Origin of the sequence: Psychrobacter sp. C 20.9 (assembly GCF_001921765.1) — a bacterium.
In the GTDB taxonomy this organism is placed as follows: domain Bacteria; phylum Pseudomonadota; class Gammaproteobacteria; order Pseudomonadales; family Moraxellaceae; genus Psychrobacter; species Psychrobacter piscatorii_B.
Map to the genome: position 1 here is coordinate 247,752 of NZ_MRYC01000001.1, position 13,972 is coordinate 261,723.

At 46.4% G+C, this 13,972-nt stretch carries 11 protein-coding genes and 1 riboswitch; of the genes, 4 read left to right on the forward strand and 7 right to left on the reverse strand.

Annotated elements, in window-relative coordinates; genetic code table 11:
- Positions 1-83: 83 nt before the first annotated feature.
- The 4 genes from pstB to pstS all read right to left on the reverse strand — a co-directional run bounded on the left by pstB (position 84) and on the right by pstS (position 4,394).
- Complete coding sequence (gene pstB / locus BTW00_RS01090) at positions 84-1,004, reverse strand: phosphate ABC transporter ATP-binding protein PstB (RefSeq protein ID WP_083603517.1); 921 nt, start codon at positions 1,002-1,004, stop codon at positions 84-86.
- A gap of 77 nt (positions 1,005-1,081) precedes the next feature.
- On the reverse strand, positions 1,082-1,894 hold the full coding sequence (pstA, locus tag BTW00_RS01095) for a phosphate ABC transporter permease PstA (RefSeq protein WP_371915054.1): 813 nt from the start codon (positions 1,892-1,894) through the stop codon (positions 1,082-1,084).
- A gap of 153 nt (positions 1,895-2,047) precedes the next feature.
- Positions 2,048-3,001 (reverse strand): phosphate ABC transporter permease subunit PstC, encoded by a 954-nt coding sequence (gene pstC, locus BTW00_RS01100; RefSeq protein WP_058023582.1) that lies wholly within the window; start codon positions 2,999-3,001, stop codon positions 2,048-2,050.
- A 220-nt stretch (positions 3,002-3,221) separates the two neighbouring features.
- On the reverse strand, positions 3,222-4,394 hold the full coding sequence (pstS, locus tag BTW00_RS01105; RefSeq protein WP_075105840.1) for a phosphate ABC transporter substrate-binding protein PstS: 1,173 nt from the start codon (positions 4,392-4,394) through the stop codon (positions 3,222-3,224).
- 292 nt (positions 4,395-4,686) lie between these two features.
- Positions 4,687-4,842: riboswitch (TPP riboswitch) on the forward strand.
- Positions 4,843-5,088: 246 nt separating this feature from the next.
- Between pstS and thiC the strand changes: the two genes are divergently transcribed.
- Positions 5,089-7,215 carry a phosphomethylpyrimidine synthase ThiC gene (gene thiC, locus BTW00_RS01110; protein WP_256713951.1) on the forward strand — a complete coding sequence of 709 codons (2,127 nt, stop codon included), beginning with the start codon at positions 5,089-5,091 and terminating at the stop codon, positions 7,213-7,215.
- Between the two features lie 74 nt (positions 7,216-7,289).
- On the opposite strand, the gene BTW00_RS01115 is transcribed toward thiC, so the two are convergent.
- On the reverse strand, positions 7,290-8,180 hold the full coding sequence (locus BTW00_RS01115) for a fructose bisphosphate aldolase (RefSeq protein ID WP_075105841.1): 891 nt from the start codon (positions 8,178-8,180) through the stop codon (positions 7,290-7,292).
- Positions 8,181-8,357: 177 nt separating this feature from the next.
- Complete coding sequence (locus BTW00_RS01120; RefSeq protein ID WP_075105842.1) at positions 8,358-9,206, reverse strand: hypothetical protein; 849 nt, start codon at positions 9,204-9,206, stop codon at positions 8,358-8,360.
- 361 nt (positions 9,207-9,567) lie between these two features.
- On the opposite strand from BTW00_RS01120, the gene BTW00_RS01125 reads away from it, so the two are divergent.
- The 3 genes from BTW00_RS01125 to BTW00_RS01135 are packed head-to-tail and all read left to right on the forward strand — an operon-like array spanning position 9,568 to position 13,047.
- Positions 9,568-11,481, forward strand: coding sequence for an ABC transporter ATP-binding protein (locus tag BTW00_RS01125; protein ID WP_075105843.1), 1,914 nt, complete (start codon positions 9,568-9,570; stop codon positions 11,479-11,481).
- A gap of 37 nt (positions 11,482-11,518) precedes the next feature.
- A complete protein-coding gene (locus BTW00_RS01130) occupies positions 11,519-12,409 on the forward strand; it encodes an alpha/beta fold hydrolase (protein WP_075105844.1) in 891 nt (296 codons plus the stop codon).
- A 20-nt stretch (positions 12,410-12,429) separates the two neighbouring features.
- The gene (locus tag BTW00_RS01135; RefSeq protein WP_075105845.1) at positions 12,430-13,047 is read left to right on the forward strand and encodes an alpha-ketoglutarate-dependent dioxygenase AlkB; all 618 of its coding nucleotides are present in this window, start codon (positions 12,430-12,432) and stop codon (positions 13,045-13,047) included.
- A gap of 32 nt (positions 13,048-13,079) precedes the next feature.
- On the opposite strand, the gene BTW00_RS01140 is transcribed toward BTW00_RS01135, so the two are convergent.
- Positions 13,080-13,964: an EcsC family protein gene (locus BTW00_RS01140; protein ID WP_075105846.1), complete on the reverse strand. Its 885-nt coding sequence runs from the start codon at positions 13,962-13,964 to the stop codon at positions 13,080-13,082.
- Between the last annotated feature and the right edge of the window lie 8 nt (positions 13,965-13,972).

The window sequence follows — 13,972 nt, forward strand, 5'->3', positions numbered from 1 at the left end:
ATCTATATTTTAGTAGCGCGATATGCTGGTTGAGTGAAACGACCCAACTTCAGTATTAGCTCTTCAGTACTAATTAATCAGCCCTAGCCATAGCGACCAGTAATATAATCTTCTGTCGCAGTTTGGGTAGGTTTGGTAAAGATCTGATCAGTCTCACCCATCTCGATCATATCGCCTAGATACATATAGACGGTATAGTCTGATACCCGCGCCGCTTGCTGCATGTTGTGGGTAACAATGGCGATGGTATAGTCATTTTTGAGATCTTCTATCAGATCTTCGATAGCACCCGTCGAGATAGGGTCAAGCGCAGACGTTGGCTCATCGAGCAGCAATACTTCAGGCTTGGTTGCGACACTACGAGCGATACACAGTCGCTGCTGCTGACCACCTGATAGTGACAGGCCGGATGCTTTTAGTTTGTCTTTCACTTCTGGCCATAGCGCCGATTTTTTTAGTGCCCACTCCACGCGATGATCCAGCTCGTCTTTGCTGAGCTTTTCATAGAGTTTGACACCAAAGGCAACATTGTCATAGATCGACATCGGGAACGGGGTTGGCTTTTGAAATACCATACCGACCTGCGCGCGTAGCAAGTTGACATCGATGTCTTTGCCCAAAATATTGCGCCCATCAAGGTTGATAGCGCCCTCTGCACGCATTCCTGGATACAGATCATACATGCGGTTAAAGGTACGTAGCAGCGTCGATTTGCCGCAACCTGATGGACCAATGAACGCCGTTACTTTCTTTTCTGCGATATCGATATTGATGTTTTTTAATGCCTGAAAATCATCATAATAAAAGTTGAGATCGCGGACTTCCATTTTTGCTTTGGGCATGTTTTTGGGCATATCATGAATACTTTGCTTGGTGAAGTCAGCAGTATTGGGTTGCTGCGATTGCGCACTATGAGACGCGGTTCTATTTAACAAGCTGTCTGTTGTACTGTTAAAGCGATCAGCCGTTGTTTCTGTGCGGGCTTTGCTTACGACATCATTCATAATATTATCCAACCTAGCTTAGTGTATTTCGTATAAATATAAGTAAATGCTTGGTATCTTTGCAGCGATATCTGTCTTTATTTGACCTGACCGCGATTGCCAATAAATCTTGCCAAAATATTCAATACCAAGACCGACGCTGTGATCAGCAGCGCGGCTGCCCATGCCAGTGTGTGCCAGTTATCATAAGGACTCATCGCAAACTGATAGATGGTATTGGGTAAGTTGGCAATTGGCTGACCCATATCGGTACTGAAATACTGATTATTGAGCGCGGTAAATAGCAATGGCGCCGTCTCACCAGTGATACGAGCAAAAGCCAAAAGTACCCCTGTCGTCAGTCCCGCTTTGGCAGCTTTGATAGTCACTTGCGTCACCATTTTCCACTTGGGCGTGCCAAGTGCATAAGCCGCTTCGCGTAAGCTATTGGGCACTAGATTCAGCATATTCTCTGTGGTACGTACGACGACTGGAATGACGATCAATGCCAATGCCAATGCGCCTGCCCAACCAGAGAAATTTTGACCTTTGACCATTAAAGCATATATAAACAGACCAATGACAATTGATGGTGCTGATAACAAGATATCGTTCAAAAAACGCGTCACTTGGCCAAGCATACTGCCTTTAGAAAACTCAGACAAATAAATGCCAGTCATAAGCCCGATGGGTGCACCGATGAACAATCCTGAAAACGCCAGCATGGCAGAACCCACGATCGCATTGCGCAAACCACCTGGGCTCATCGGCGGCGGCGTGTCAGCGGTAAAAATTGGCAGCTGCACCATGCCTTGGAAGCCTTCAATAAACAGCGTCACCAAGATCCATGATAACCAAAATAAGCCAAACACCATGGCTGACATGGCAAACCCCAAACCCAGCTTATTCATCCAGCGACGTTTGTTGTACAGACTCTTGTTGTAACGCCCCACGCTGCTTGGCTTGGTGGTCATGGGCGCATTCATCGCATTGTTAGCAGCCATACTATTTATTTCCCATATCTTTTATCAATATCAATCGAGATCCAATAACCATGCTTAGGCTTATCGGTTACCTGCTTTGTGATCCATGCGCATGAGCATCAGTTTGGCCAACGACAGCACGATGAAGGTGATGATAAACAAGATTAAGCCCAGATGCAGTAAAGACGCCAGATGCAGCTCACTTGACGCTTCGGCAAACTCGTTGGCCAATGCCGAGGTGATGGTCACACCAGAAGTAAATAGACTTGGGCTGATATTGAACGCATTACCGATCAAGAAAGTCACTGCCATGGTCTCACCGAGCGCACGACCCAGTCCCAAGATTACGCCACCAACGACACCCGCCTTGGTATAAGGCAGGATAATCTTGAACATAACCTCCCACGTCGTCGCACCCATACCGTAGGCGGATTCTTTGAGTAGATCTGGCACGACAGAGAAAACATCACGCATGGTGGCGGCGATAAAAGGAATAATCATGATGGCAAGTACCAACGATGCGGTAAACATCCCAAGTCCCATGGGCGCGCCAGTAAACAGCTTACCGATGATCGGTAGCGGGCCAACATGCTCAATAAACCATGGCTGAATGTGCTCACCAAAGAAAGGCGCAAAGACAAACAGACCCCACATACCATAAATGATAGAAGGAATACCCGCCAATAGCTCAATGGCAATACCAAGTGGTTTTTTGAGGAATTTTGGGCACATTTCGGTCAAAAATATCGCAATACCAAAACTGACTGGTACAGCGATAACAATCGCGATAAATGACGTCACCAAGGTGCCATAAATAGGCGCGAGTGCCCCGTACTCATTGGCAACCGTATCCCAATTATTACTGGTATAAAACCCCAGACCAAACTCTTGAATACTCGGCCATGCCCCAACAATCAGAGACACCAAAATGCCCCCTAACGATAGGAGGACGAGTATGGCAAACGCTTTGGTAGAGTTGACAAATAAAGCGTCGTAACGTTTTTGTTTAGCCAGTTGGGACCTTAAGTCTGTCATAAGTGTCTCAGCATTGAATGGGTGAATTCAAAAAAACCAGGGTGTTCATTTCGTTTTATGACAGCAAACGCAACTTGTAACATTACTAATGGTTATCGTGAAATAGAGCGATTAGTATTTTGGTCAAATTTGCTGTGATAAAACCTCTCAAACCACTACCGGAGAATAGTGGCTTAAGAGGAAATCAAAAAGTCATTAAGCAGCAGCTTGTACAGATCGTTTATTGCGCTGGCTTATAAACAGGCTGACCATCACTACCTTTGACTTCGTTCCACTTTTCTTTGAACAAGGCCACTGCCGTATCAGAGAATGGTACATAATCTAGGCTCATGGCACTGTCATCACCTTGGGTATATGCCCAGTCAAAGAAGTTCAACACGCCAGCGACTTGCTGAGGATTCTCTGGTTGCTTATGAACTAAGATGAAAGTAGCAGCAGCGATCGGCCATGCTTGATCCGTCTCAGAGTTGGTGATGACTTTATAAAAGCCTTCTTGTTGTGACCAATCGATGTCACCAGCGGCTGCAAAGGTTTCAGCAGAAGGCTGCACAACGTTACCCGCTGCGTTTTTCAATGCCGTGTGTGACATATTGTTTTGCTTAGCATATGCATACTCAACATAGCCGATAGAGTTTTTCATACGGTTGACGTAGCTTGAAACGCCTTCGTTACCTTTACCACCTGCACCAGTTGCAGAGGTTGGCCACTTAACCGTTTTATCAACACCAACGGTATCTTTCCAATCTGTTGATACTTTGGCAAGATAATCTGTGAAGTTAAACGTCGTACCTGAACCATCTGAGCGGAATACTGTGGTGATGGCGGCATCTGGCAAAGTCAAATCTGGGTTCATGGCTTTGATCGCAGGATCATTCCAGTTATTGATTTTACCCAGATAGATATTGGCTAAGGTTTCACCATCTAGCTTTAACTGACCTGGCTCAACGCCATCAATGTTAACGATTGGCACAACGCCGCCAATCACGGTTGGGAACTGGATAAGACCAGACTCTTCAAGCTCTTCAGGTGTCAATGGCGCGTCAGAAGCACCAAAATCGACGGTTTTTGATTGGATTTGTTTGATACCACCAGATGAACCAATAGATTGATAGTTGACTTGGCCACCTGTGGCAGCGTTATAGTCATAAGACCATTTGGCATAGATCGGCTGCGGGAATGATGCGCCTGCACCTGTGATATTCATGGCGATGTCTTCAGCAGATTTGAAACCCGTGTCAGCAGAAGGCGTTGCCTGAGTCTGAGTGGTGGTTTCAGCCGTGGTAGCGGCGCTACTGGTCGTATCAGCAGCTGGTTCTGCCGTCTCTGTTGACTTATTACACGCCGTAAGCATTAATGTACAACTAACGGCCACTGCTAATAACGAATAACGCATGTAGGACTCCTGAAATTTAACAACGATATAAAAAAGCATTGTTTGTGATATGAGCGTTATCTTGCCAAATCTTTATGACAGTTTAATGACAACCTCTCAAATCCTGCATTCGCTTTACACAATATTTAGCCATCGCCTCTAAGTATCAGTAATATCAAGGAATTTTAATTATTATCAATAGCTCCTGTTCTTTGTATCCATGCTAAATAGCAAAATAAGCGCCTGATATTTTCATCCAAATTCCATTAGCCGTTAACGCAGAATTTTGTTAGTATGAAGAAGATTTACAACACTGACAGACTCGGGGTGCGGTGTAGCATTGGCCTACTTTATTAAACGTTTATAGTTAAACATTGATAAAAGTAGCCACCTATCTACATTCGCTGAGAGATCACCCGCCGAACCTGATGCGGTTAGTACCGACGCAGGGAAGTCTTAAGCACGTTGTTATTGATGACAACGGACGCGTAGAAATACCTTTTTATCATCGCTATTGTCTAACGATGCACGTCGCATACGTAGATAACGAGAGAAGATAGAAAGCGGCGTCCACTATTTGATGACCATTAACCGCGACAATTTCTTTGCTCGCTGTTAGGTGTTGATAATATAAATTTGTCTGAATGACGAGTGTTTGCCCCGCAGCTACTGGCGGTGTTGCTTTTATTCAAAAACCAACACGCTAGGACAGCATATGACTATTTCAAACAGCAGCTCTTTTGACAGTGCCTCTTTTGACAGTGCCTCAGCGGCATCACAAATCCAAACGCACAACCCAGCCGATAACATACCTCTCGTATCAGACACCAAAGCCGATAAAAAAGCCGACGCGCTAAAGACACCTGCCCACCGCGCCGCCAGTGATGCGCGCTTTGAAGAAGACGCGCGCGACTTACACCGTATCCTACCCGCCTCGCGCAAAGTCTATATCGAAGGCTCACGGCCTGATATTCAAGTACCGATGCGTGAAATCAGCTTAACGGATACGCCAGTTGGTGGTACGGGTGATAAGGATGGCGAGCACAATCCGCCTTTTTATGTGTACGATACTTCAGGTGTGTATACTGACCCCAATGTCGAGATTGATCTGACCCGCGGTCTACCCAAACTGCGTGAAAACTGGATCGCCGAGCGCGGTGATACCGAGCAACTAAGCAGTCTGTCTAGCTCATACGGGCAAGCACGTGCCCGCGATATCAGCACTGCCAACCTCAGGTTTGCCCATATTGACAAACCGCGCCGTGCCAAAGCAGGGAAAAACGTCACGCAGATGTACTACGCGCGTCGCGGCATTATTACCCCTGAGATGGAATATATTGCGATACGTGAGACGCAAAAGCAGCATGAACTGACTGACATGCGTCAACATGAGGGTGAGAGCTTCGGTGCCAATACGCCCAAAATTATCACCCCTGAGTTTGTCCGTGATGAAGTGGCGGCTGGACGCGCAATTATCCCCAACAACATCAACCACCCTGAGTCTGAGCCGATGATTATCGGGCGCAACTTTTTGGTAAAAATCAATGCCAATATCGGTAACTCAGCGCTAGGCTCATCGATCGATGAAGAAGTGTCTAAAATGACGTGGGCCACGCGTTGGGGCGCGGATACCATCATGGATTTATCGACGGGTAATCATATTCATGAAACTCGTGAATGGTTGATCCGTAACTCGCCTGTGCCAATTGGTACCGTACCGATTTATCAAGCCTTAGAAAAAGTCGATGGCGTCGCTGAAGACCTGACGTGGGAGATATTCCGTGATACGTTGATCGAGCAGGCCGAGCAAGGTGTGGATTACTTCACCATTCACGCCGGCGTCCTGCTTCGCTATGTACCGCTCACCGCAAAACGCCTAACGGGTATCGTCTCACGCGGCGGCTCTATCATGGCACAGTGGTGTTTGGCGCATCATAAAGAGAGCTTTTTATATACGCATTTTGAAGATATCTGCGAGATTATGAAGCAATACGATGTGGCGTTCAGCCTAGGTGATGGCCTACGTCCTGGCTGCTTGCAGGATGCCAATGATGAGGCGCAGTTTGGTGAGCTACGTACGCTTGGTGAATTGACCAAAGTCGCATGGGAGCACGATGTACAGGTGATGATCGAAGGCCCTGGCCATGTCGCCATGAACCGCATCAAAGAAAATATGGACTTGCAGCTTGAGCTATGTGCGGATGCGCCTTTTTATACCTTGGGGCCATTAACGACTGACATCGCACCGGGTTATGATCATATCACTAGCGCGATTGGGGCGGCGATGATTGGCTGGTTTGGTACCGCGATGCTGTGCTACGTCACGCCAAAAGAGCATTTGGGTCTGCCGAACAAAAAAGATGTCAAAGACGGCATCATCACTTACAAAATTGCCGCGCACGCCGCCGACCTTGCCAAAGGTCATCCCGGTGCGCAGGCGCGTGACAATGCCCTATCCAAAGCACGCTTTGAATTCCGCTGGGACGATCAGTTCAATCTGGCGCTTGATCCTGATACCGCGCGTGAATACCACGATGAAACGTTGCCAAAAGACGCACACAAGTCGGCGCATTTCTGCTCCATGTGTGGTCCGAAGTTTTGCTCCATGAAAATCACGCAAAACGTGCGTGAGTATGCAGCAGGACTGGACAAAGACGCCGCCAACCAAAAAGTGACGCCGCAATCAGGCGACTTAAGCGATGATGATCATTTGATCAAAAAAGTCGATACAGAACTGGTCGGACAAGTAGGCGAAGCCAGTGCTGAAGAAGTCCGTCAAGGCATGGCTGAGATGATGGAAAAATACAACAAGGAAGGACGCCAGTTATACAAAGAGGTATAAGCTTTTTACTATAATAAAAAAGCCCAAACCTGACTATCAAGTTTGGGCTTTTTTAGTTTATGTATTTAGTAATATCAAACCTTCGACGCCTGATAAATCTCCTCAATCGACGTATTAATGGTATCGGCAAACTCTTCATCGCTTTGCTGCTTACTCAACCCTTCGGTAAAGGCGCGCGAGAAGCTGGCAATCATACCGGGGTTTTGTTTGAGCTTCGCGCACGCATCATTGCGGCTATAACCGCCTGATAACGCCACGACTTTGAGTACTTTTGGATGGTCAATCAGCTCCTGATAAAATCCTGCTTCTTCGGGCAATGTCAGCTTGAGCATCACTTGCTGTTCGTCATTTAAGCGTTCCAGATTACGCAAAATATCGGCTTTTAACAGTACTTCGCAATCATGTTTTTGTGCACTATCAATATTGACCTCTGGCTCAACGATTGGCATCAAGCCTTTTGAGATAATTTGCTTGGCCACATCAAATTGCTGCTGTACAACGAGCTCAATACCATCGACATTTGGCTCATAAATGACTGAGCGCATCTTGGTACCAAATACTGGATAGTTCTTGGCTTTATCTAGCAACAGGTCTAGATTAGGCATCGGCTTCATGACTTGGACGCCGCTCATTTGCTCGGCTAAACCCTTATCGACCTTCAAAAATGGAACGATTTGCTTGTCTTCCCACAGATAGTTGGCGGTCGACTTACCATTGACGTCGCGCTCCATGGTATCTTCAAATAAGATCGCACCAAGCACACGCTCATTGTCAAAACAGTCGCACGTCATGATACGGGCACGCATCTCATGCACCAAATCAAACATGGCCTCATCATTCTCATACTCATCGCCGCTGATGCCGTAATTCTCTAAAGCCTTTGGTGTGCTGCCGCCACTTTGATCGAGCGCAGCGATAAACCCTGAACCGTCTTTTATGCGCTGTAACTGATTGTCGTATTCCATTGAAAGTACATCCTATTTTTATTGAGTGAATTCAAACATCATAAATCAAGCTTTCTATCACCTATATAAGGTCTGCTATTTGTAGATGACCTTATCATAGGATGATAAGTATGCCTATATAGAAAACGTGACAACTTTGCTAAAAATTCTACTGTATCCTTCCTTGGACAACATATCTCACGCCAAAAATAAGACACCCACACAGCATACTGCGAGTAGCAGCCCCACCAAATTGATGCGATTGAGTCGTTCTTTAAACACGCCCACTCCGATCAATGTGGCGACTGCGATGACACCCACGTTCATCCCCGTAAACACAATACTGGGTGAATTGGAGAGCATTTGATGGGCTCTGACATAAGCATAAATATTACCCATATTCAGCGCGCCAAGTAGCAATCCAGCGACAAGGGCGTCTGCCTGCCAGCGCACCCGAGTGACGAGCAGATAAACGAGTAATAATAAACCTGCGACTCCAAAACTCACAAACAGTGTCAACGGAAAAGCAGTACCCTGCTTGGCCACTTGCTTAAACAAAATATCGATGATGCCGTAACCCGCCCATACACCGAATAACCACAGCGGTGTGTATTTTGTTTGCTTAGGGGTATCTGTCTGCTTTGGTCGATAAACCAGTGCTCCTAGTGCCAAAAAGCCAAGTGCCAATCCCAGCACACGCGTACCTGTCAGCACCTCACCAAATAGCAAAAAAGCGGCCACTATCGGAATAATCAATGATAAGCGCTGGGAGGCATCCGTTGCCACCATTCCCACCGCCTCAATAGCACGTCCAAGAATGATAAACACGGCCGGTAGCAAGATCCCAAGCGCGATGATGATGCCCCAAGTACTGTCTAGCGCATGTATGGCGCCGACATCAGGCTTCAATAAAATCCACGTCAATAAAAAAGCGACGGGATAACCTGCGACAATGGTCTGACGAATATCCATTTTCTTTTGGCGTAGTATTTTTAAAAGCACTGAAACAGCGACGCTACACAGCACCGCAATGGTTAGATACATCATTAAGGCCTACCTTTTGAACCCTAGTACTGGGTATTTATTATCCATACACTGGTGGCGCAGCATCAAGTAAGCCGCTTTGTATTCAACTGATTTCATTAAAAAATATGATTACAACGCTCATCATTCGATCAACTAAGCCAGTTGCGGTCTAGAAGGTAGCAAAATATATTTTTGACAGCAATCTATTTATCCGTATTTCCACGCGCGTTATTGGCAATAACGTATCAACCAAAAGCACTATGCATGGATAAATTACAATTTACTGCACGCCTGATTGCCAAGTTTTGATAAAATACCCTGCTATTTTATTAACATAAGTAACGACTCAAAACCGCTCTGTTTTGACGTATTATTGCCGCCTATGAACGCTCTCTTTCGTTTTTTTGAATCCCGTCTTCCTGCCTTCCCAGAAACGCCCATGCCATTGCCTCGTAAGGGGTTGTTGAAGTTTTTGTGGGCCTGTACTCATGGTTTGCGTGGCTGGCTGTTCTTATTTATGATCCTCTCCGCAGGTGTTGGGGTCTATGAGGCCATGTTGTTTGCATGGATTGGTAACTTGGTGGATTGGCTGGGTGCTTATACCCCGCAGACACTGTGGGCAGAAAAAAGCGACATGCTACTGCTGATGTTTGCTGTCTTAATCCTCAGCCCATTTTGGATTGCCTTATCGTCATTGGTACATTTTCAAGTGATCCAAGGCGTGTTTCCGATGCAGATGCGCTGGCGTTTTCACCGCCGAATGCTTGGGCAGTCGATGCAGTTTTATCAAGATGAGTTTTCAGGACGTGTCTCAGCAAAGGTGATGCAAACGGCATTGGCCGTGCGTGATACAGTGATGACCATCACCGATATGATGATGTATGTGGTGGTGTATTTTGTCACCACGGGTGTGATTTTATTTAATCTGGACAGCTTGCTGCTCATTCCATTTGCGGTTTGGTTTGTACTGTTTGGGCTTGCCATGTGGTACTTTATTCCGCGCCTCAAACGTACGGCTATTGTCCAAGCGGATGCCCGTGCGTTGATGACCGGGCGCATCACCGATGCTTATGCCAATATCATGACCGTCAAGCTGTTTAGCCACTCGCAGCGCGAATTGGGTTATGCCAAATACGCGATGAATCAGTTTTTGGGTACGGTACACGCACAGATGCGCTGGGTCAGCTATCTTGAGGTCGTCAACCATGCCATCAGTGTGACTCTGATTGGCTCGACTGCAGCTATCGGTGTATATTTGTGGCAACAAGGTGATGTTGGTGTTGGTGCGATTGCCGCAGCGACTGCTATGGCACTGCGCTTAAACGGTTTGACCCACTGGATCATGTGGCAGACTACCAGTTTGTTTGAGAGTATTGGTACGGTACAAGATGGTATGCGTACTCTATCAGCCCCGCAAAAAATCGTCGATAAGCCTAATGCGCAAACACTAACGGTCACTGATGGTCGTATTGTCTTTGATCATATTGATTTTGGTTACGAAGAGGATATGAGCGCTGCCGATGATGAAGGCGCGCGCGTCGATGAGGCGCACACTGCAGGTACCGCACTGGCGAGCAACCGTGTGAAGCTGCTAGATGACTTTTATTTGGACATCAAACCAGGTGAAAAAATCGGTCTGGTCGGACGCTCTGGGGCAGGCAAATCAACCTTGGTGAATTTACTACTACGCTTCTTTGATGTCGATAGTGGCAAAATCTGTATTGACGGACAGGCGATTGATGAGGTCACCCAAGAATCGTTACGTCAGCAAATTGGTATGGTAACCCAAGACACCTCATTATTGCATCGTACCATCCGTGAAAACATTGCTTATGGTCGTCCAGATGCCACCGATGCTGAAATTATTGAAGCCACTAAGCAAGCCCAAGCATGGGACTTTATCAAAGACTTAAGCGATGACAAAGGCAACACCGACCTTGATACCCAGGTCGGTGAGCGCGGCGTCAAACTCTCAGGTGGTCAGCGCCAGCGTATCGCCATCTCCCGCGTCATGCTGAAAAACGCACCAATTTTGCTGCTTGATGAAGCCACGAGTGCCCTTGACTCTGAAATCGAATTTGCCATTACTGAAAGCTTAAACGACATGATGACTGGCAAAACCGTGATTGCCATTGCCCACCGTTTATCAACCATTGCGGCACTGGATCGACTAGTAGTGATGGACAAAGGGCGCATCATTGAACAAGGCAGTCACGAGGCGCTGCTCGCACGCGATGGCGTCTATGCTAAATTATGGCAACGTCAAAGCGGTGGGTTTTTAGGTGAAGACAACTAAGACCTATCAAAATAAATCACAAGGAAGTGTTTATTTTATGGAAGCATTTACAAACAGCATCAATCTTGATGGTAAAAAAGCACGTTACTATCATCTTAGCCAGCTCAATCAGTCAGTTCAAACAGATAACCATCGCCGCACACCCGCGCATTTTTATGGTGGTAATAGTTTCACCGTTGGTACCTATACGCCATTGCTAAATGAGCTGACAACTGAGTTTGATATCAGCTCACTTGCCCTGCGTGGCTATTGGTATGACAAACCGCACAGCCGTCGTCTGACGCGTGAGCAAGATGCTGACCTGCTTATTGAGTTTTTAGAAAAAACACAAGATAAGCCTGTCGTCGGTATCGGACATTCACAAGGCGCAACCGCCACAGCCATGGCAGCAGCCAAACGTCCAGAGCTGTTTTCGCAGCTATATCTGATAGAGCCTGTCACGTTCACTAAAAATCAAGCCACCTTGTATAATCTGTTACCGCGTTCTATCCTACTGAGCCGTGAGCCTTTCAAAAGTACAGTAAATCGGCAATCTACGTGGCCGAGTGTTGATGCTTATTATGACAACTTGCGTGCGCAGCGTGCTTATAGACGCATCAGTGACGAGCATTTGCAAGTCTTTGCCGAACAGAGCTTGAGCAAAAATCCAAATGGAAGCTACAGCTTGATGTTTGCTCCAGAGCAAGAGCTGGCCAACTATTTTGGCGCCCCTCATATCGATGCCGCACTCAAAAAACTACGCTGCCCCTATACGCTGATTACCGGTAAGCCTACCTTATTCATCAATGATAAAGTACGACAACAATGGCAAAAATTTGTGCCTGATAGCAGCATCATCTCATTGCTAGACTATGGTCACCTGCTGCCAATGGAAGCGCCCAAACTGTGTGCTCAGATCATTCAAGAGCACTATCAACGCAGCAAATAATGAGAGATAACTATTGATCTATGACTGACCTTTTTGCGCCCGCACCCACAGATAATATATTGCCCTATGATGGTAATGTAAACGATCTAGGCATAGTCATAAACGATGCCAATACCCTATACGATACATTGCTAAATGGGTTGCCTTGGCAATCGGATATAGTGACGTTATTTGGTAAAACTCATGTGACGACTCGCCAAATTGTCTGGATGGGAGACACGGATGCAGACTATCAGTATTCAGGGCACACGCGACAGACAATACCATGGTCAGATATAGTGTTCCACGTGAAACAATATGTAGAAAAAGCGTTGGCAGACATCGGTATTGCAGCTCACTTCAATACCTGCCTACTCAATTACTACTCCTCTGGTAGCGATGGCATGGGCTATCATGCCGATGATGAAAAAGAGCTCGGTCATCAACCAATCATTGCGTCTCTCTCCCTTGGTGCCACCCGCAAGTTTGTTTTTAAGCACAAAAAAACTCAAGAAAAAGTCGCGCTTTATCTTGAGTCTGGACAATTAATCGTCATGCATGGGGACACACAGCGCTTTTGGAAGCATACAATCACGAAAACAAAAACTGTCGATACTGGTCGAATTAGCCTAACATTTCGGCAAATGCTTGCACGCTAGAACTGCCATAGTCATGTTGAGTAAACGACTACCTATGCAATGCGATCTAAAAAACGTTCACGGTAGCATTGACGCGCCGCTTCGCAGACATTGGCCGTATAGTTGGCATTGACGCCACCTGTGACTACCGCACCGACTGCTGGAATGACTTGTGCCGCCTTGGTTTTGACCATATTGGTCGCGACTTTCGTCGCTGTTTGACGCAGTACCCGCGACATGACCTCTTCATTAATCTGATTAAATGCCTGTTTTTCTGGATCTTTAATCATCTCATTGGTGTCATCCAATGCCGCTTGACGCGTTTCAGCAGAGCTAGAAGTGGCGACCGCTAACAACGACATGGCAAACAACTGCTCGCCTTTATCATTCATGTCAAAACCATAGTAAGTCGCATACTCTCCGACAGCGCGTAGATTGGTGGTAATAAGACCAACGACGTCGGCAGGAATACCTACCCAGCCAACCACCCCTGTCGTCACGCCTTGCGCACTGGTGAGCGCGACATATTTACTTTTGAGCAGCTTGACTTGTTTATCGACAACCGCAATTGGTAGATGTTTAATATCAGAAAGCGTCTTGATTGACGAGCCTTCAATATCAGGCTCCTCTTGATAGCTCTCGATAACGTCTTGAATGTTCAATGTCCAATTGGCGGCATTACTCAAAGTACTGATGGTTTGCGCAGTTGCTTTTTTTAAGGCATCGCCGAATTGCGGCACATCCATTAATGCATCACCTGCCGCGACAATAGGCGTATTAAGGACCGCAAAAGCTTTGTCCAAAACACCTTTATCAGGGTTTTTCCATGCTTCTATTTCTTCACGCACTTGCGCTTCATAGGCGACATGATCCATGACTTTTTCGTCTGTCTCTTTACTTTCTGTGTCTTTATTTTCAATGTCTTTATTCATAGTCATAGAACATC

What these genes read in the sequence shown, in the direction of transcription:
- BTW00_RS01115 (WP_075105841.1), bottom strand. Translation starts at nt 8,180, where the DNA reads ATGGAATACGACAATCAGTTACAGCGCATAAAAGACGGTTCAGGGTTT.
- pstB (WP_083603517.1), bottom strand. Translation starts at nt 1,004, where the DNA reads ATGAATGATGTCGTAAGCAAAGCCCGCACAGAAACAACGGCTGATCGC.
- BTW00_RS01120 (WP_075105842.1), bottom strand. Translation starts at nt 9,206, where the DNA reads ATGATGTATCTAACCATTGCGGTGCTGTGTAGCGTCGCTGTTTCAGTG.
- BTW00_RS01130 (WP_075105844.1), top strand. Translation starts at nt 11,519, where the DNA reads ATGGAAGCATTTACAAACAGCATCAATCTTGATGGTAAAAAAGCACGT.
- thiC (WP_256713951.1), top strand. Translation starts at nt 5,089, where the DNA reads ATGACTATTTCAAACAGCAGCTCTTTTGACAGTGCCTCTTTTGACAGT.
- BTW00_RS01140 (WP_075105846.1), bottom strand. Translation starts at nt 13,964, where the DNA reads ATGACTATGAATAAAGACATTGAAAATAAAGACACAGAAAGTAAAGAG.
- pstC (WP_058023582.1), bottom strand. Translation starts at nt 3,001, where the DNA reads ATGACAGACTTAAGGTCCCAACTGGCTAAACAAAAACGTTACGACGCT.
- BTW00_RS01135 (WP_075105845.1), top strand. Translation starts at nt 12,430, where the DNA reads ATGACTGACCTTTTTGCGCCCGCACCCACAGATAATATATTGCCCTAT.
- pstA (WP_371915054.1), bottom strand. Translation starts at nt 1,894, where the DNA reads ATGAATAAGCTGGGTTTGGGGTTTGCCATGTCAGCCATGGTGTTTGGC.
- pstS (WP_075105840.1), bottom strand. Translation starts at nt 4,394, where the DNA reads ATGCGTTATTCGTTATTAGCAGTGGCCGTTAGTTGTACATTAATGCTT.
- BTW00_RS01125 (WP_075105843.1), top strand. Translation starts at nt 9,568, where the DNA reads ATGAACGCTCTCTTTCGTTTTTTTGAATCCCGTCTTCCTGCCTTCCCA.